The 17544-nt window shown below is 61.2% G+C and carries 15 protein-coding genes and 1 riboswitch; of the genes, 10 read left to right on the top strand and 5 right to left on the bottom strand.

Translation table 11 applies throughout. The annotated features are described in order from the left end of the window. Positions 1-40: 40 nt before the first annotated feature. Positions 41-180, bottom strand: a riboswitch (TPP riboswitch). A 324-nt stretch (positions 181-504) separates the two neighbouring features. Next, complete coding sequence (locus GM909_RS22910; protein WP_157019534.1) at positions 505-864, top strand: hypothetical protein; 360 nt, start codon at positions 505-507, stop codon at positions 862-864. Beyond that, positions 830-2521: a glycine/sarcosine N-methyltransferase gene (locus GM909_RS22915; RefSeq protein WP_157019535.1), complete on the top strand. Its 1692-nt coding sequence runs from the start codon at positions 830-832 to the stop codon at positions 2519-2521. The genes GM909_RS22910 and GM909_RS22915 overlap by 35 nt, the downstream gene beginning before the upstream one ends. Before the next feature lie 462 nt (positions 2522-2983). Here GM909_RS22915 and cml read toward each other — a convergent pair whose 3' ends face one another. Then, entirely contained in the window at positions 2984-4192 is a 1209-nt protein-coding gene (cml, locus tag GM909_RS22920) for a CmlA/FloR family chloramphenicol efflux MFS transporter (protein WP_157019536.1), read from the bottom strand. Positions 4193-4715: 523 nt separating this feature from the next. Here cml and GM909_RS22925 point away from each other — a divergent pair. Beyond that, complete coding sequence (locus GM909_RS22925) at positions 4716-5165, top strand: hypothetical protein (protein WP_157019537.1); 450 nt, start codon at positions 4716-4718, stop codon at positions 5163-5165. A gap of 194 nt (positions 5166-5359) precedes the next feature. After that, positions 5360-6493 (top strand): autotransporter outer membrane beta-barrel domain-containing protein, encoded by a 1134-nt coding sequence (locus GM909_RS22930; protein WP_157019538.1) that lies wholly within the window; start codon positions 5360-5362, stop codon positions 6491-6493. Positions 6494-7107: 614 nt separating this feature from the next. Here GM909_RS22930 and GM909_RS22935 read toward each other — a convergent pair. Further along, positions 7108-8388: a Rieske 2Fe-2S domain-containing protein gene (locus GM909_RS22935; RefSeq protein WP_157019539.1), complete on the bottom strand. Its 1281-nt coding sequence runs from the start codon at positions 8386-8388 to the stop codon at positions 7108-7110. A gap of 136 nt (positions 8389-8524) precedes the next feature. On the opposite strand from GM909_RS22935, the gene GM909_RS22940 reads away from it, so the two are divergent. From GM909_RS22940 to GM909_RS22955, 4 genes are read left to right on the top strand one after another with little or no spacing between them, the layout of a single operon-like run. Next, entirely contained in the window at positions 8525-9475 is a 951-nt protein-coding gene (locus GM909_RS22940; protein ID WP_157019540.1) for a PDR/VanB family oxidoreductase, read from the top strand. Beyond that, positions 9465-10658 carry a Gfo/Idh/MocA family oxidoreductase gene (locus tag GM909_RS22945; protein WP_157019541.1) on the top strand — a complete coding sequence of 398 codons (1194 nt, stop codon included), beginning with the start codon at positions 9465-9467 and terminating at the stop codon, positions 10656-10658. The genes GM909_RS22940 and GM909_RS22945 overlap by 11 nt, the downstream gene beginning before the upstream one ends. After that, positions 10655-11647: an ABC transporter substrate-binding protein gene (locus GM909_RS22950; RefSeq protein WP_198174369.1), complete on the top strand. Its 993-nt coding sequence runs from the start codon at positions 10655-10657 to the stop codon at positions 11645-11647. Before GM909_RS22945 ends, GM909_RS22950 begins: the two co-directional genes overlap by 4 nt. 26 nt (positions 11648-11673) lie before the next feature. Beyond that, the gene (locus GM909_RS22955) at positions 11674-12105 is read left to right on the top strand and encodes a hypothetical protein (RefSeq protein ID WP_157019542.1); all 432 of its coding nucleotides are present in this window, start codon (positions 11674-11676) and stop codon (positions 12103-12105) included. Between the two features lie 12 nt (positions 12106-12117). Here the strand turns inward: GM909_RS22955 and GM909_RS22960 are convergent, their stop codons facing one another. From GM909_RS22960 to GM909_RS22970, 3 genes are all read right to left on the bottom strand, one after another. Beyond that, positions 12118-12609, bottom strand: coding sequence for a MarR family winged helix-turn-helix transcriptional regulator (locus GM909_RS22960; protein WP_157019543.1), 492 nt, complete (start codon positions 12607-12609; stop codon positions 12118-12120). A gap of 66 nt (positions 12610-12675) precedes the next feature. Next, positions 12676-14607, bottom strand: a complete 1932-nt coding sequence (locus GM909_RS22965; RefSeq protein ID WP_157019544.1) for a TRAP transporter permease — start codon at positions 14605-14607, stop codon at positions 12676-12678. A gap of 87 nt (positions 14608-14694) precedes the next feature. Further along, on the bottom strand, positions 14695-15681 hold the full coding sequence (locus tag GM909_RS22970) for a TAXI family TRAP transporter solute-binding subunit (RefSeq protein WP_157019545.1): 987 nt from the start codon (positions 15679-15681) through the stop codon (positions 14695-14697). 344 nt (positions 15682-16025) lie between these two features. On the opposite strand from GM909_RS22970, the gene GM909_RS22975 reads away from it, so the two are divergent. Together GM909_RS22975 and GM909_RS22980 are read left to right on the top strand one after the other, a co-directional pair. Further along, positions 16026-16751 carry a class II aldolase/adducin family protein gene (locus tag GM909_RS22975; protein ID WP_157019546.1) on the top strand — a complete coding sequence of 242 codons (726 nt, stop codon included), beginning with the start codon at positions 16026-16028 and terminating at the stop codon, positions 16749-16751. Positions 16752-17111: 360 nt separating this feature from the next. Next, positions 17112-17462: a hypothetical protein gene (locus tag GM909_RS22980; protein WP_157019547.1), complete on the top strand. Its 351-nt coding sequence runs from the start codon at positions 17112-17114 to the stop codon at positions 17460-17462. The last annotated feature ends 82 nt before the right edge of the window (positions 17463-17544 follow it).

Genomic DNA, 17544 nt, shown 5'->3' on the forward strand with positions numbered 1-17544 from the left:
AGGAAGAGCTTCGCTGATTTGATCTGACTTGGGCTTCTGGGCCCGCGAAGCAACACCATCCCTACGCCAGTATGAACTGGATCAGGTTCATCGGGTCACTGCGCTGCATGGCCTCGCATCGTGCTTTGGCCACACCCAGCAATATCTCAGCCCCTTGACGGGACCCCCCAGGTGAGCCGTCAAGGTGCAGCCAACGCGGGCGGCTTGTCAAGCGTGTCCGCTTCGCCGCCAACCAGGTGCAGGGCCGCCATCTCGACTATCACTGGAACGGCGCGCGAATCGATCTCTACCGCGAGGCGGGCAGCGGCCGGGTGTTCGGCATCGTTTGAATGCGCGCAGCCTCTGAGCGCCGCATTGCCGAAAAGGGCACGCCGGCGTTCGCACCCGCGACAGGCGCAGATCGCGCCGACGATGCCGACAGGAGCGAATCACGCATCCGGACCGACCTGATTTTCCAAACCATACCAGCGGGATACGGCGCAATGAGGGGCGGGTCGATGATCAATGTCGTATATTCACCTTGCAATGTCGCTTTTGAACGATATCCTGCACCGCATCAAAACGGCCGCACCGCCCTCGAGGGGCAAGACCTTTCGGGCGGATCATTTGCGGCCTGCCAACTCGCGGCGTCCTGAAATCGATCGCCGCCGCTCGGCGAAGCCGAACGAGTTGGCGCCGGTGCGCACAGCCATTGATGGCACGCTCAAGCGCAATCGGTTCAGTAGCAAAGATTTATTTGCCGCGGCCCCACCGGGGACCGCGCATATCGCGGCTGCGCTCGCGCTGCAGTCAATTGACGTTCAAAGAATAGGGGAAACCGGAGAGCGACATGTCAGAAGCAGCACTCAAACAGGCCAATCCTGAACTCGAACTTGAAAGGCAGGCCTACGGTGATGATCCGCTCGCGGACCGGGAAACGGACCTCTACCGCGGTGAATACATCACGTCCTTTGCGGAGAAATGGGACGAACTGATCGACTGGGCCGCCCGCGCCGAAAGCGAAGGCCAGTTCTTCATCGACGTTCTGCGGGCGCGCGGCAAGGAGACCGTGCTCGATGTCGCCTGCGGCACCGGCTTCCACTCGGTGAGGCTGAATGAGGCCGGCTTCAACGTCACCTCGGCCGACGGTTCGGCCGCCATGCTGACGCAGGCCTTTCAGAACGGCCAGTCGCGCGGCCTCATCCTGAAGACCGTTCAGACCGACTGGCGCTGGCTCAATCGCGACATTCAGGGCAAGTACGACGCGATCATCTGCCTGGGCAATTCGTTCACCCATCTGCACACCGAGGCCGACCGGCGGCGCGCGCTCGCCGAGTTCTACGCCGCGCTCAAGCATGACGGCATCCTGATCCTCGACCAGCGCAACTACGACACGATGCTCGACGAGGGCTTCAAGTCGAAGCACATGTATTACTATTGCGGCGATCAGGTCACCGCCGAGCCGGAACATATCGACGACAGCCTCGTGCGCTTCAAATATTCCTTCCCGGACGGGTCGAGCTATACGCTCAACATGTGCCCGATCCGCAGGAACTATGTGCGTCAGCTGCTTTCGGAAGCCGGCTTCCAGCGCGTGCGCACCTATGGCGACTTCCAGGAAACCTATGCCGACGACGACCCAGACTTCTTCGTTCACGTTGCCGAAAAGTCGGCGATGCACATGGAGCGCTGGGGCGGCACCCGCAACGAGGGCGACAACGATATCCGCGACGTCACCGAGGACTATTATGACGGTGACGACGCCGACACCTTCTACAGCACCATCTGGGGCGGCGAAGACCTGCATATCGGCATCTACGACGAGACCTCCGATATTCGCGCTGCCAGCGCCGAAACGGTCGAGCGCATGATTTCGATGCTGCCCGCTCTCGACGCGAATGCCAGCGTGCTCGACATCGGCGCCGGTTACGGCGGCTCGATGCGCCGCATGGTGCAGAAATACGGCTGCTCGGCGGCCTGCCTCAACATTTCCGAGATCCAGAACGACACCAACCGGCACAGGAACCGCCGTGCCGGGCTGGCCGACAAGATCCGTGTCATTCACGGCGTGTTCGAGGACATTCCCGAGCCCGACGGCAGCTATGACGTGGTGTGGAGCCAGGATGCCATCCTGCACTCCGACCAGCGCGAACGCGTGCTGGGCGAGGTCATGCGGGTGCTCAAGCCGGGCGGCCACTTCATCTTCACCGACCCGATGCAGGCCGACGACGTGCCGACCGGCGTACTGCAGCCGGTCTACGACCGTCTCCAGCTCAACAGCCTCGGCTCCTTCCGCTTCTATCGCGAAGCTGCTCGTGCGCAGGGCTTCGAGATCGTGGCGCAGGACGAGATGACCAAGCAGTTGCGCCAGCACTACGACCGGGTGCGCCAGGAACTCCTCGCCAACTATCAGAAGCTGCGCGACTCCGGCGCCTCGGCCGAGTATCTCGACAAGATGGTGATCGGGCTGGAGAACTGGGTGAAGGCGGCCGATGCCGGCTATCTGGCCTGGGGCATACAGCAGTTCCGCAAGTCGGACTGACATCGGCGTCACGGCAGGCAAGATCTGGACCAACCAAATCGCCGTCTTTGCCATCACCCGGCATGTTGAAGCGGGCGGCCGGGATACCTATTTCAATAATGCGTCGGGCGCGCTCCTCCCATTGCGCTCGGCGTGTTCCCCTCTGGAGGTTTGTACCTTCAACCTGGCCGGGCTCATCGCCCGGCCTTTTTTTGTCCGGAAAGCGCCGAAAAGGGGAGTCATCTCCTTGTTTATGCGGCATATCGAACCTGCTTCTCCGCCGCGCCGGGGTTCTATTTCACATCGACATGTTTTTTCATTTGGTCCAGCGTGGCCCTTCCCCTAAGCGGCAGACCGGACGCGACGGCGCCGACCGTCCAGGCAACGGGGCGGCGGGCTCAGGCAACGTTGCCGTCGCGTCCACCTTTCGTGCTGCAGAGAAAATGGCCCGGGCATTGCGGGCCGCTCTGCCAAGCCGCGTTGCTATGCTGCCTGCAGGCGCGTCGCTCGGGCACGAAGCCACCACAGGGCTGCAAGCGTAAATGTCGCCATGACGGCAGAATAGGCGATCAGCGGCCAGGCCGTATCGCCGCCGAGTGCCAGAACGAAGCCGGTGCCGACAGCACCGACGATGATGCTCTGGACGCAAAAATGCAGGGCCACGGCGGTCCCGGCGATGTCGCCGAACTCCCGCAGGGCGCCGTTGGCCGTGACGGAGACCGCGAACACGATACCCACCGCCATCGGCCACATCGGCACGATGAACGACCAGAACGATGGCGTAAGCCAGAACTGGCCGAACAACAGCACGCAGGCACCCAGGATGAGGAGCGCCATGCCGCGCACGAGGCTTCCGGCAATACCCCAACACTCCACAAAGCGCTTTGCAAAGCGTGTCGTGGCGATCATGACCAAAGCGACGGTCGCGAATGCCAGGCTGAAGCCGAGTTGCGAGAAGCCGGCGCCGCCGATCAGGATGCGCGGCGCCGTCGAGAAGAACACGAAGAACGTCCCCATGGCCGCGCCGAAGCCCAAAGTGTAGGTCCAGAAGGAAAGGCTCTTCAGCATCGGAGCGAACGACGCTCCGCGACGTGTTTCATTGACCTGCCGCGTTTCGTGCCAAGCGGGCAGCGCGAAGCCGAGCGACACCAAAGCCGGAACGCCCAGAGCGATGAAGATGAAGCGCCATCCGAACGCATCGGCAATGAGCGCGCCGGCAATCGGACCGAGCGCTGGCACAAATGCCAACATCGCGTTCATCAGGCTGTAGATGACGGTGCTCTCCGGCCTTTCCGCGTAAACATCGCGTATGGCTGCAAACAGGGCGACCAGTGTTGCCGAGGCGCCTGCCGCCTGGACCAGCCGCAGCACCACGAACAAATGTGCCGACGAGGTCGCTGCCAGGGCAAACGAGGACAGCGCAAACAGCAGTGCGCCGCCGATCAGCACAGGGCGACGGCCGACCCTGTCGGAGAGCGGGCCGAACAGGACCTGCCCGGCACCGAGCATGATCATGTAGAGGCTAAGGGTCAACTGGACCACGGTCGGCGTGGTCTGGAGGATTGCCGGCATCGCGGGAACAACCGGCAGGTATATGTCCATGCCGAGCGAGGCGAGAATGTTGAAGGGTGCCAGAAGCATCAAGGCCGCCGGCAGGCTGCAGGTCCACGGTCGTGGATTGTAAGTAGGCATGACAAAGCATCCGCTCAAATGAATGACATTTGGCGGCGGTCTGCGCCCTCATGAAATGAGATCGGAACCGTGCAGACTGCCGCAACAACAAAGGCAAGGGTTGTTGCGGCCTATCGGTCTGACTGCTTCGGTTCCATGTGTCGAGCCTGCGTGACGTGGTCGATAATGACGGACTGCCGCATATCAGGCATGCGCCGACCAGGCAACCGCCAACCGTGCCGCCTGTCCCGGATCGCTTCCGATGTCGCCCGACCGTGGAAAGTGGCAGATCAGGAACGAACGGCCGATACGTCGGCGACATTGATGTTGCGCTGCCTGGCGCGCGTTCGCTTCAAATGGAAATGTTTGAAGCAAGGATATGCGCGCCAGATCATTAAGTTTGAGCATGTGCCTTTCGCTCAAACGATTCCGTTTGAGCGGGACATGCTGGCGGCATAATATGGCTTCGCTTCGTGAGCGCGTCGGGAGGGACCGGGTGCGACGGCTTGTCTTGGCGGCCTTGTTCGCAATGGCCGCAACACCAATGTTGGGCGCAACAGAGGCGCTGGACGCAGTCCGCATCTCGATGCTGGACGGGCGGCAACAGGGAATCCCCGCCCTTTACTCCGGCAAGACGACGGTCATCGGCCACTACGTTACCGCCATGATGCGCTACCGGGCCGAACAGATCGGCAGCACCGGACCGACGCCGTTCGCACACCGTCTCATTACCTCCTCTTTGCCCGATCCCGGCACGACCTGGACCTGGGCCGCCAACGACGGATCCACCGTTCGGCGCGTCGACCACGGCATATTCCGCATCACGTCCTCCGATCGGCTGGGCAACCTGTTCGTCTCGATCGACTGCCTGGACGCGGGATGGCCAAGCTTCTGGTGCAGTGACGAGCGCGAACGCGAAATGGCGGCTCCGGACCCCTCGACCATTCAGTTCGGCGGGTTCGAATACAAGCGCGTGCTGCCGGGGTACGAGTGATCCGGCACGGCGCGAGCGCACCGGCGGATGGTCGGGCAAATGTTACAATCAATTGATTGTAACACACGGATATCTTCTGTTATTGAGCGGAAATCAGTTCTGTTCTCCTTCCAGTGACGGAATGGTGCCCGGGCGGGGGCTTGGCCGCGCGGGGTTTCCTTTCCGCAACGTGCCGCAACATGTGCCGATCGAACGTGCTCCGACATTACGCTCTCGCGCTTGGCGCGGCCCTCGGCGTGCTGGCGCAGGCCGGCCAGGCCGCGGCCCAGGACGTGGCGTCCATCGAGCCGCTTGCAGCCGACCGCATCGCCGCCTTCACCCGCCAGAAAGATGATGCCGCGAACGCCCGGACGCGCCAGCTCGGCCTGGTCGCGGCGCGCCTCAGACAAACGCGCAGCGCGCGCCCCAACGGCCGCAACGCCCATGCCAGCTCGCTCGCGGTGCGTTTCACCGGTGCCGGCGATGGCGCCGTGTTCGACACGGCAAACCATATCGCCCCGGAGAAGGAACGCAGAACCGATCGCCTGGCGGTCTGGTTTGCCGGCGATCTGACGGTCGACGGCGCGCGGCACGAGAATGCCCGCGCCTCGACGCTGTATTCCAACGGGGTGCTCGCCGGCAGCGATGTCCGGGTCGGACCGCATCTTCTTCTCGGCAACGCCGTCGGTTTCGGGTTCGGACGCACGGCGTTCGGCGAGACCGGCTCGCTCGGCACGCGCTATCTTTCCGATACCGCCTACGGCACGATCTTCACCGGCCGCGACAGCTATCTCGACCTGGCGCTCGGAGCGGCGACGATGGATCATTCGACCGCCTATGACGGCGCGACCGGCGGCGGCCGGCGCGGCGGCAAGCAGGTTTTCGCCGGGACCGGCTACAGTCGCAGCTTCCGGCACCGCCGCCTGACGATCAGGCCCTATGGCCAGTCGCGCCTGTCATGGTCCGCATTCGACCGCTCCACACGGAGCGTTGCCGATGGCTGCGCCGGTCCCGCGCGCCAAACCTACCGGGCGAGCATCACGGCCGGTGTGAGCGGCGAGCGCCCGTTCACCCATTCCGCCGGACGCTTCCGCCCCCATGCCGATGCGCGAATGGAATGGTCGCGGGCCCGGACAAGGTTCGGGGCCCGCCTTGCCGGGGCAGACGACATCGGCGATGGCCATGGCGCAATCGCCGAGACGGCGGCGCGGCTCAACCTTACCGCCGGGGTCGACTGGACAGTGAGCGACGAGGCGACGCTTGCCACCAGCTACAATCTGTCGACAGACCTGCTGGAGAACACCGAGCGCGAGCAAACTCTGGGCGCCCGGTTCAGCATGAAGTTCTAACTCTTTGAATCCATGCATCGTGCTTGCCGAAAAATCGATTCCGATTTTCGGGCCGAAGGTCAGCCTGCTCAATCTGGTGGCTACATGGCGGCTACATTTCCTGTAGCCACATTTCCATATATCGTTAAGTCTTTGATTTTATTTATGAAGTAAAGGAGAATTTATTGGTGGTGCAGGCAGTCTGGAGCAAGCCCGTCTCCGGTCAAATTCCCTGATAGAGCCCCAAAAACAAGGAAACCAATCAGCATTTAAGTGAAACAATCGGGAACGATTCTACGATTATCGATTTAAATTCAAGTAATTAGCCAAAAATTCCCTTTCGATTTGAACAGGGAATTTCGAGTGCAAGTTCAGGGAACCGATGTGCTCACATTTGAGATGCGCCCAAGCTCGGGAGCCGTGCAAAGTAGGGTCGCCTTCATTCCGCAAACACCCCATTCCAACTTCCTCTCGAAGTTTATCTGCCGCATCGAGGAGCCCCACTCTTGCCGTCGCGCATCGCCCGAACGTGACGCGCCTTCCGAAATCGGGAAGTCCCTGGCACGAACGATGTGCCGAGCTTGACATCAAATGCACAAGGAAGAGCGCCCCCAATTGACTGCCAGCCCTCCCGGCTACTCGGCAGCAATCGGCCTCGAGGCGTCCACCAGCGTGCGCCAGTCTATCTCCTTGGAATAGACTCCTTCGCGTGAAGCAATGTGTGCCTGCGGAACGCGACGCTCCTCGGTGCCGATCGCCCTACCGCCTTCTGCTACCTTGCGTGCGGCATCAACCATGAGACGTCGAAACTCGACGATTGCCAGATCCGATGCGCCAAGAACATCGCTCGTCCGATCGACAATCGGACCCATGCTTACCCACATAACGATGTCCTGGTTCGGAATCCCCTTCACACCTGTAAAATTTCCCGCTTTCATGGCCTCCCTGTCCTGCAGGAAGTCATTATCGAGATTGCGTTTGGGTCGCCATTTGTGGTCGACGTCCTCGCCCGGCACGGCGTGGTTGAAGCGACGCCACTCCTCGGTGCTCGGTACGTTCGGACCGCCCCAGGCAATGAAATGAAAGGCTGTCTCCACATCGTTGATTGGCACAATGACGCTGGCGACCCTGTAGTTGTTGTTGGGCGGTATCAGCGAATAGTAGGGCGCCACGTATTCCGTGATCCGAAGATAATGATGCGTGCCGGCATTCTTGATCGGCTTTCGGATGGCCGCATAGTGGAAACCATAGCTGGTGGTTTCGGTCTGCATTCTCGGCGCCTTGTCCGTAGACGGTCTGTACCAAGCCTTGTCATCGGCCGATGCTCCCTCAACGCGGGCCGGCTTCATATCAGAGGAATGTAGAGACGAGGAGTGTGCGCTGTCGATCTGCCCCTCGTGGATCTGCGCCCAATTGGCCGGCACACGGATCTTGAGGATTGAAACCGGCGTGTCTGCCGCCGGAGCGAAGGCAGGCGGATCAAATTCAGGCATCCGCTCCTTGTCTCCGAGCCACGCCCAAACGAAGCCACCCCATTCGCGAACGGAATAGGCGCGTGCCTTGACCTTGTTCATCAGTGGACTGCCTTCGGGCTCCGATGACATTGCCACTACGTTGCCGTCCACGTCCATCTTCCAGCCATGATAGAGGCAGCGCAGCCCGCATTCTTCATTTCTGCCGAACACGAGCGAGGCACGACGATGCGGGCAGAGTTCGTCGAGTAGTCCGACACGCCCCTTCGTATCCCGAAAGGCCACGTAGCTTTCACCAAGAATCTCAACCCGCAGCGGCTTGCAGTCGGGCTCCGCGACCTCCTCTACGAGACAGACAGGCGTCCAGTGCTGGCGCATCAATCGCCCCATTGGCCTGTCGGGGCCGACACGCGTGAGAATGTCATTCTCTTCTGGCGTAAGCATGATTCCTCCTCGAGGCCGTATAATTAGCAATCTAAGCATGATTAAGGCATCTTCCGAGATGCGTCCAGCCGTTGACACAAAATAGTTAGTTTTCTAAGTACACACCTGCGACACGAGGAGGAGCGCAGCGCAGTCGATGAACGAAACCAGAGAAACGATTAGGTTGACGGTCGAAGGGCGCCGCAAGCTGACCCCGACAATCACCGAATTCACTCTCGTGCCGAAGGACGGCAGGACGTTGCCGTCCTACGATCCCGGCGCACATGTGACGGTGCAGACGCCATCTGGCGCAAAACGGCGCTATTCCCTTGTCGGACCTGGCGAACAGCCCGGGCGCTATGTAATCGCGGTCAAAAAGGAGCCTCAATCGCGTGGCGGATCGCAGTCGATGCATGACGGGGCCATGGAAGGCATCGAGCTCCTCGTTGAAACGCCGGAAAACGAATTCCCGCTCAAGGACGCGCAGAAATACCTGCTGATCGCCGGCGGCATCGGAGTCACGCCGATCTACGCCATGGCCCGCCATCTTGCGGATCGGGGCAAGCCCTTCGAGCTCATCTACTGCACGCGCAGCGCCGAAGATGCGGCCTATCTGGGCGAGATGACGGCGGAATATGGTGATCGTCTCCTCGTTCATCACGACGACGGCGATCCCGAAAAGATCTACGACTTCTGGGATCATTTCGCCGAACCGCAGAACATGCACGTCTATTGCTGCGGGCCGAAGCCGCTTATGGAAGAGATCAAGGCGATCTCGGGCCACTGGCCCGAGGGCCGAGTCAATTTCGAGGATTTCAAGCCGATCGACGTGGTTCGCTCCGACGATGTGGCCTTCGACGTGAAACTGGCAAAATCCGGTACGACTGTCACCGTTCCTGCCAACCGCTCGATTCTGGAGGCCGTGCGCGACAGCGGTGTGCCAACGGTCAGTTCGTGCGAAAGCGGCACCTGCGGCACATGCAAGACCCGTCTCGTTTCCGGCGATGCAGACCATCGCGACATGGTGCTGATGAACGAGGAGAAGGACGCCCACATCATGATCTGCGTTTCGCGCGCGCGCAGCGGAGACCTTGTCATTGACCTGTGACACTGCCCCTGTCGGTGTCGGCGTCATCGGTCTCGGACGCGGATTCGTTCTGATGCTGCCGGCGTTCAGGTCCGATCCGCGCCTGCGCCTTGTCGCCGCCTGCGCCCCGCGCGAGACGTCCCGTTCGGCGTTTCGCAACGAGTTCGGCGGCAACGTCTACGAGGACGTCGAACGCCTGTGCCGGGATCCGGCCGTAGAAATCGTCTACGTGGCCACACCCCATCAACTTCATTGCGAGCATGTGATTGCTGCGGCAAAAGCCGGCAAGCACGTCATCGTCGACAAACCGCTGGCCATAACGCTCGAGGACGGCGTTCGCATGGTCGCGGCCTGCCGCGAGGCTGGCGTACATCTCATCGTCGGGCCGAGCCACAGTTTCGACGCGCCGGTCGGCGTGGCGCGCCGCCTGATTGAAAGCGGAGAGTACGGCGCGGTGCGCATGATCCATGCCCTGAACTATACCGACTTCCTCTACAGGCCCCGGCGCCCAGAGGAACTGCGTACCGAGTTGGGCGGCGGCGTGCTTTTCTCACAGGGCATCCATCAGATCGACATCGTACGCCTGCTGGCCGGCGGCATGGGCACAAGCGTCTTAGCGATGACCGGCAAATGGGATCCCGACCGCCCGACCGAGGGTGCCTATTCGGCGCTGGTCTCGTTTTCCGGGGGCACCTTCGCCTCGCTCACCTATTCGGGCTACGCCCATTTCGACAGCGACGAATGGATGGGCTGGACCGGGGAACTCGGCAACGAGAAAGATCCGAATGCCTACGGCGACGCGCGCCGCAAGCTCGCCACAGTCGCCTCGCCCGAAGAGGAGGCGCGGCTGAAATCGACGCGCACCTACGGCTCCGGCGACACACCGAAGACGGCGACGCGCCATGAGCATTTCGGGCCGATTATCGTTTCATGTGACAAGGCCGATCTCAGGCTCAGCCCGAAGGGCGTGCATGTTTATGGCGACACACAGCGCGGATTCGTTGCGGCACCGGACATGAAGTTTCCCCGTGCAGCCGTCACGGACGCGATCGTCGCCACCGTTCGCGGCGACGTATCGCCGCCGCAGACCGGGGCATGGGGCCTCGCCAGCATCGAACTCTGCCTCGCGATCCTGTCCGCTGCGAAGAGTGGCCAGCCAGTCGCGCTGAAACACCAGACCGGACTGAAGGAAACGACGCGATGAGTGAACTGAAGCTATCGCTGGCAATGGGCGATTACGACCGCACGCGCGCGATCAGCGACGGCCGGGTGCACATCGACGGTGTCGACCCGACCTGCCTGCTCATGTCGCCGGAGGAGATGTTTTTCCGCGCCTTCCGCCACCAAGCGTTCGACATCAGCGAATTGTCGCTCTCGTCCTACTCGATCTCGGTTGCTCGCGGAGAGCCGCATTACATCGCCATCCCCGTGTTCCTGTCACGTGCCTTCCGCCACACCTCGATCTACGTGCGAAAGGATCACGGCATCGATGCACCGGCCGATCTTGTGGGGCGGCGCATCGGCATCGCTGAATACCAGCTCTCGGCCAATGTCTGGTTCCGGGGTATTCTCGAGGACGAATTCGGCGTGAAGCCGTCGCAGATCGAATGGGTACGCGGCGGCATGGACACGCCCGGTCGACCGGAGAAGATCAAGGTCGAGCTTCCGCCGGAAATCCACGTCTCCGAAGCACCGGAAGGTAAAACGCTCAATCAGATGCTCATCGACGGCGAGATCGACGGCTTCGTCGGGCCGCGCGCACCGCGCTGTTTCGACGAGGGCCATCCACAAATTGGCCGCCTGTTTGCCGACACGATCGCTGAAGCCGAGGCCTATTACCGAAAGACGAAGATTTTCCCGATCATGCATGTGCTAGGCGTGCGCCGTTCGCTCGCAACGCAGCATCCCTGGCTGCCGGGTGCACTCCTGAAGGCCTTTGCGCATGCAAAGACTCTCGCCGAAACGGCGCTATCGGACACATCGGCCACCAAGGTCACAATGCCTTTCGTGGAAGACAACCTCGCCCGGACACGCGCGCTGATGGGCACCGACTTCTGGCCCTACGGGCTGGCGCTCAATCGCCATGTCATCGAGACCTTCCTCGGCTACCACGCCAAACAAGGTCTCTCGCCGCGCAAGGTGGAGGTCGACGAACTGTTCCACCCGGCGACGGTCGAGGCCTACAGCCTTTGAGCCGTCAGGCGAAGGAATAATATCCGATGAAGTTCTCCCCAGGCGATATCGTCGAAATCCGCACCCCCGGCGGGTTCTCCTACGTGCAGGTGACGCACAATCACCCCTCCTACCCGGAGGTCGTGCGCGCCCTGCCCGGCCTGCACGGCAAACGACCCACCGAGTTCGACATGCTGGCACGTTCGCAAAGCGCCTTCGTCGCCATGATCCCGCTCGGCGGAGCGATCGAGAAGAGGAGGATCGAAGGCGAGCGGGTCGCCAGGACCAGCATTCCAGAGGAACACGCCGCCTTCCCGACGTTCCGCATGCCGATCCACGACAAACAGGGCGGGGTCGCCTATTGGTGGTTCTGGGACGGACAGGGCCTGCGCTACAGCACGGAACCCGACGCGGACGCCGAGAAATACCCAATGCGCGAGGTGATGTCAGTCGAGGCTTTTCTCAAGAAGCTCGCCTGACGCCCTGCCTGCCTATTCGGGTCTCCCGACCTGTTCACTCATGCGGGTCATCAGATTGTCCTGGATCGCCTTGAGGAACTCAAGAAACGCCAGTCTCTCCCGCTCCGAAAACCCCTGCACGGAATCCTCGACGACTTCCTTTGCGAGCGGCATCAGCTCGGCCCTGAGTGCCTTCCCCTTTTCAGTCAGGTAAACATTGATCTTGCGCCTGTCGTCGACGTTCTTGATCCGCGTGACGAGGCCGGAACGTTCCATCGACTTGATTGCCGTCAGCGTGGTCGGCTCCATTGTGCCGACCACAAGGGATAGTTCGCTCTGGGTCATTCCGTCTTGGTGCCACAGTGCACGCAGGAAGTACCACATTCCAGGCGTCACGCCATGCGGCCCGATCTTCTCTTGGAGATAGCGCTGCAACAGGCGGTGGGTCTGTCGGATCTGGTAGCCGACACTCTCGTCGAACGGGAGCACTGCGTCCCTCTCCTTGCGGGATTCCGTCGCGCCCATCGCTACGCCACCCCTTCACCCTTGAATTGCATCTCGACTCCTTGCCGAGCGTAACTGCGGGCTCGACTATTCGCCAGCCTCTGCCTTGCCCGGCAGTGCATGGCCGTTGGTCTGGCCATTCCCCTGGAACTTCATAATTGCGACGCCCATCGCCGCCACTGCGAGCGCCGCTGCCAGAGGGACGTAGCCGACTACGAGGAACAGCAGGCCCGACGCAAGAAATGCAAGCCGAGGCAGGGCCGGAATATGAGTGTTCCAGTACCCTTCCGCCGCGATTGCTACCATGACGAGACCGCAAACCGCGTTGACCGTGGCGAAGACGATCTCCCACACGCTCCCCTCCAATAGGAGCCCATGATTGTAGACAAAACAGAACGGGATCAGGAAGGCACCGATTGCGATCTTTACCGACTGCGCCGCAATCTTCAGCGGATTGGCGTCCGCAATCGCGCTTGCCGCGTAGGCTGCGACCGCGACCGGCGGCGTCAGCGCCGACATGACGGCGAAATAGAGCAGGAACAGGTGTCCGGGCAGGTCCTCCACCCCGAGAGAGCGCATGACCGGCGAGATCAGAACTGCCGCCAGGATATAGGCGCTCGGCGTTGGCATGCCCATGCCCAGCAGTGTCGTCAGGATCGCCGCGATGGTGAGCGATGAGAACAGGTCGGCACCCGACAGCAGGAAGACGAGGGCCGAGAATTTCGACGCGAGACCCGTCATCGTGATGCCACCGATGACGAGGCCGGCCGCCGCGCAGGCGCCTGCGACAGGAACGGTGCGAAGGCTCGTCTCGGCCAGGATGTCGTAAATCGCGCGCGGGCCGAGTCGCGTCGACTTGCGAAACATCGATACAAGCAGAACCGCTGCGACGCCGTAGACGGCCGCATAGGTCGGCGTGTAGCCATCCATGAGTGCCCAGGTGATCGCGGCAAGCGGCACGATGAAGAGCCCTCCCTCGCGCAGCGTGGTGCCAAGTGTCGGTATCTGCGAGCGGTCGACCGGCGCGAGGTTGTTGCGCTTGGCGCGCAGATGCACCTGCAGGTAGATCGGCACGTAGTAGAGCAGCGCCGGAATAAGGGCTGCAAACGCGATGTCGACATAATCGATGCCGGTATATTCGGCCATGATGAACGCCGCTGCGCCCATCACCGGCGGAAGCAGACTGCCGCCGGTCGAGGCCGCGACTTCCACGGCACCGGCGAATGCCGGCCGATATCCCATCCGCTTCATCATTGGGATGGTCACCGCGCCCGTCGTCACGACGTCGGAGGTAGGACTGCCCGAGATGGTTCCGTAGAGTCCCGAAGAGATGACGGCGATCTTGGCCGGACCACCCGGCGAGCGCCCGGTCAGATAGGCCGCGATGTTGAAGAAGAAGGCCGATCCGCCCGCTTTAGCCAGCGTCGTCCCGAACAGGACGAAGAGGAATGCATATGTCGCAGCCACGCGCAGCGGAACGCCGAACAGCCCGTCGGTCGTGAAGACCGTGATGTCGAGGAAGTGCCGATAGGTGATCAGACCATGTCCGAGCACCCCGCCGATGCGGTCGCCGAACAGATTATAGGTAAGGAATATGATGACGATCAGCGTCAACCCGACACCGACCGTGCGCCGCATCGCCTCGATCGTCAGCGCAAGGATCAGCGTGGCGAAGATGATGTCGTAGGTCGACAGTGGGTCTAGCAAGGTAATGCGCTGGGCGATGACACCGGCCTGCGAGACGAAATAAATGCCGGTCACCGCGGCAAGCAGTGCCAGGATCCAGTCGTGGAACGGGATATGGTCCCGGTCGGAATTTGCCGTCGGCCCGACGAGCACGAAGGTTAGGACGAGCATCAACGACAGGAACGTCATGATGAGGGTCAGCGAGTCGGCGCGAGAGAACGCGGCCGCATAGACCGTCCAGACGGCGGTGGCGGCCGCAAAGGCCTTGACGAGGTGACCAATCAGTCCATCGGGAGAGCGGCGTACCCCGGTGTCGAAGAAGATATTTATCATGGGCGCGATGCCGATCCCTTGCAGTTCTGCAATTTCTTGAAACTGGGCCGGCGGGCGGTCACCCGCCCGGGCCGGCACTCGCAGCCGTCAGTAGCCGGCACCCTCGTAGATCTTCTGGGCGGCCTGATGGTACGGAACGGTCTCGGCACCGGCCATCAGCTCGACAGTGAGCGGGGCCATCGCCTTGTGAACGTCCTGCAGTTGTTCGACATTGTCGACGAGCGCCTTGGTGATGTCGTGCACCATCTGCTCGTCGGCGTCCTTGCGCACGAAAAGCTGTGCCGAGACGGTCACCGTCAGCACGTCCTGACTGGTCCAGTCATAGGCTTCGTTCTTGATCGTGTAAGGCTTGATGTCCCATTCATCGATCACCTTCTGGGCGTTTTCCTCGCTGATCGGAAGCAGATCGACATCGATCGACGACGCGAGTTCGCGGATCGAGCTGTGGTTCACGAACAACGAATTGAGGATCATGTCGATGCGACGGTCGCGCATCAAGTCGCCCTGCTCGCTGGAAGCCGCGAACTGCACGTCGCCGCCCCACGACTTGATCTGATCGGGGCTGGCATCGATTGCATTGAGCATGGATTCGCCCACCGAGCTGACGACGTTGCCTCGCCGGTTGAGGGCGATGCGGATCGGCAGTTTCTGGTCCGCAATGTCCTCCAGCGTTTTGACATTATGCTCCTTGGCGTAGTCAGCGTTGATGATCGCCTGCATCGGCGCCCAGGTGTAGATCTGGGCAATCGTCGCCATGCTGTCGATGGGCTGCTTGAACGGCGGCTTGCCGCCAAGCGCCAGCTTCGCCTCGGCGTCATGGATGATCGCAAGATCGCAAGTCTTCTGGTCGAGCAGCCCGACATTGGCGAGCCCCCCGCCCGAGGTTTGGTAAGTCACCGTCGAACCCGGGAACGATTTCTTTACGGCCGCATCGATGCCCGCCCCGAGAAGGCTCCACAGGCCGCCCGGGCTCGCACCGCACAAAGTCAGATTGTAGGTTTGCGCCGATGCCGGCGTCAGCGTAGCCAAAACGAAGGCTGCGCCTGCGAAGGCGCCAGTGATCAATCTCTTCATGAACTCCTCCCAGAGTAATCATTAGATTACTAACTTTCTTGACACTAAGGTTGAGCCGAGGCCTTGTCAACAAAGGAGCCTTCTGTCCGAGCACCCTCGACACTCCTTAGAAACCGGGATATATCGCAAATCATTAGATTGCTAATCTCTGTTTCGAGCACAAGTTGATGAAACGCCGAAGCAGGCTCTCGACGCGTTCTCGGGAGGACAGTTTCTGGACCTGAAGCTGCTGGACGAGACATGTCGGCGTCGTTCGGCCTTTCGATCGTGACGCGAGCCATCATGCATGCGGCCTGCACCGTGTGATTGTGGACCATGGATCATTGCCGAGGGAGAAGAACGATATGAGCGAAAATACACTGCGGGAATACGCCGTACGGGATTTGGTCTTGGCAAATCGGATCTTGGCCAGGGAAAATGTGATCGACGGCTTCGGACACGTCAGCGTGCGTCACCCCACCAATCCCGGTCGTTTCCTACTGTCACGCTCTTGCAGCCCGGAAATCGTCGTGCACGACGACATCATGGAGTTCGAACTTGACGGCGCACCGGTTGCCGACGACCAGCGCAAACCCTATGCCGAGCGCTATATCCACGGCGCAATATATATGGCCAGGCCTGATGTGAATGCGGTTTCGCATCATCACGCACATTCCGTTATTCCGTTCTCGCTGACGGACATTGCGCTGCGACCTGCATTCCACATGGGCTCCGTCATGGGAGCCGACGTGCCCGTGTGGGATAGCCGGCCTGAATTCGATGACACGAACATGCTCGTCGACACGCTCGAAATGGGGCATTCCCTGGCGCGCACGCTTAGGAGCGGCCAGACCGCCCTTCTCCGCGGCCATGGTGCGGTATGCGCAGCACACGATTTGAGGGCCATCTGCATGATATCCATCTATATGCGTGACAACGCGCAGCTCATCCTCGACACCCTACCCTTCGGGGAGCCGAAGTACCTTTCACCCGGCGAGATCCGGAAGACAGCCGCAATGTTGCTCGGCGAGATGCCATTGACGCGGGCGTGGAACTACTGGATGGCGAGAGCCGGTTTCCAAGGCATTTGAAAGGGTGATTCACAATGAGACAGTACGACGTCACCATTAGCAAAACGGATGCACCTAACGGTTAAGCTGACTCGGAAACATCTCGTCACTATTCCTCGGTCACAGAGGTACTCGTGGTCGCGGACAAGATCGCTCAAACCTGTTCCGCTTCTCCTGGAATGGCTAGTCTTTCAAACTCCTGATTGGCCTGAGCTTCGTCAAAACCGCGCGCCCAGCTTGAGCGCTTCGCGCCTCCGAAGCGGACATCCCGGTCTGATGCAGATAGGCGGCGGGCACTTACAGGGCGCGAATGCGGAGTGACTTCGGCCAGTAGGGAGTCTAGGCTCGAATGCCTTTCTGCCAGTACAAAGAGCGCGCCGCATGCCCCGCTTTCTCGCCGTCTACACCATGAAGCCCGAAGACCTCGCCCGCTTTCGCAGCCTGCCCAAGCCCGAGCAGGACGCGATCGACACCGTCGGGTTAAAGCAGTGGACGGACTGGGAGGAGAGGAATGCCGCAGCGTTCCTAGATCGTGGCGGCATGGTCGGCAAGACGACGCGCGTGACTAAGGACGGCATCGCCGATGCCGTGAACCCCTTCTGCGGCTACATCGTCGTTGAGGCCGAGACCGTCGAGGCCGCCGCCCGCCTCTTCGAGAACCATCCGCATTTCTCTGTCTTTCCGGGAGACGGCGTGGACATCATGCCCTTCCTCACCGACCCCACGCGCTAAGGCCTGTTGAGATTCAGGATTCCACCCGCGGCTTGAACATGATTCAAGCTTCGGATGGAACGATTCGTACTGACGGACGCCC

Origin of the sequence: Mesorhizobium xinjiangense, from assembly GCF_009749525.1 — a bacterium.
Taxonomy (GTDB): Bacteria; Pseudomonadota; Alphaproteobacteria; order Rhizobiales; family Rhizobiaceae; genus Mangrovimarina; species Mangrovimarina xinjiangensis.

Excerpts from the sequence above, each read along its gene's own strand:
- GM909_RS22965 (WP_157019544.1), bottom strand. The coding sequence starts at position 14,607 with ATGATAAATATCTTCTTCGACACCGGGGTACGCCGCTCTCCCGATGGA.
- GM909_RS22915 (WP_157019535.1), top strand. The coding sequence starts at position 830 with ATGTCAGAAGCAGCACTCAAACAGGCCAATCCTGAACTCGAACTTGAA.
- GM909_RS22960 (WP_157019543.1), bottom strand. The coding sequence starts at position 12,609 with ATGGGCGCGACGGAATCCCGCAAGGAGAGGGACGCAGTGCTCCCGTTC.
- GM909_RS22955 (WP_157019542.1), top strand. The coding sequence starts at position 11,674 with ATGAAGTTCTCCCCAGGCGATATCGTCGAAATCCGCACCCCCGGCGGG.
- GM909_RS22940 (WP_157019540.1), top strand. The coding sequence starts at position 8,525 with ATGAACGAAACCAGAGAAACGATTAGGTTGACGGTCGAAGGGCGCCGC.
- GM909_RS22910 (WP_157019534.1), top strand. The coding sequence starts at position 505 with ATGTCGTATATTCACCTTGCAATGTCGCTTTTGAACGATATCCTGCAC.
- cml (WP_157019536.1), bottom strand. The coding sequence starts at position 4,192 with ATGCCTACTTACAATCCACGACCGTGGACCTGCAGCCTGCCGGCGGCC.
- GM909_RS22925 (WP_157019537.1), top strand. The coding sequence starts at position 4,716 with ATGTTGGGCGCAACAGAGGCGCTGGACGCAGTCCGCATCTCGATGCTG.
- GM909_RS22935 (WP_157019539.1), bottom strand. The coding sequence starts at position 8,388 with ATGCTTACGCCAGAAGAGAATGACATTCTCACGCGTGTCGGCCCCGAC.
- GM909_RS22980 (WP_157019547.1), top strand. The coding sequence starts at position 17,112 with ATGCCCCGCTTTCTCGCCGTCTACACCATGAAGCCCGAAGACCTCGCC.
- GM909_RS22950 (WP_198174369.1), top strand. The coding sequence starts at position 10,655 with ATGAGTGAACTGAAGCTATCGCTGGCAATGGGCGATTACGACCGCACG.
- GM909_RS22970 (WP_157019545.1), bottom strand. The coding sequence starts at position 15,681 with ATGAAGAGATTGATCACTGGCGCCTTCGCAGGCGCAGCCTTCGTTTTG.
- GM909_RS22975 (WP_157019546.1), top strand. The coding sequence starts at position 16,026 with ATGAGCGAAAATACACTGCGGGAATACGCCGTACGGGATTTGGTCTTG.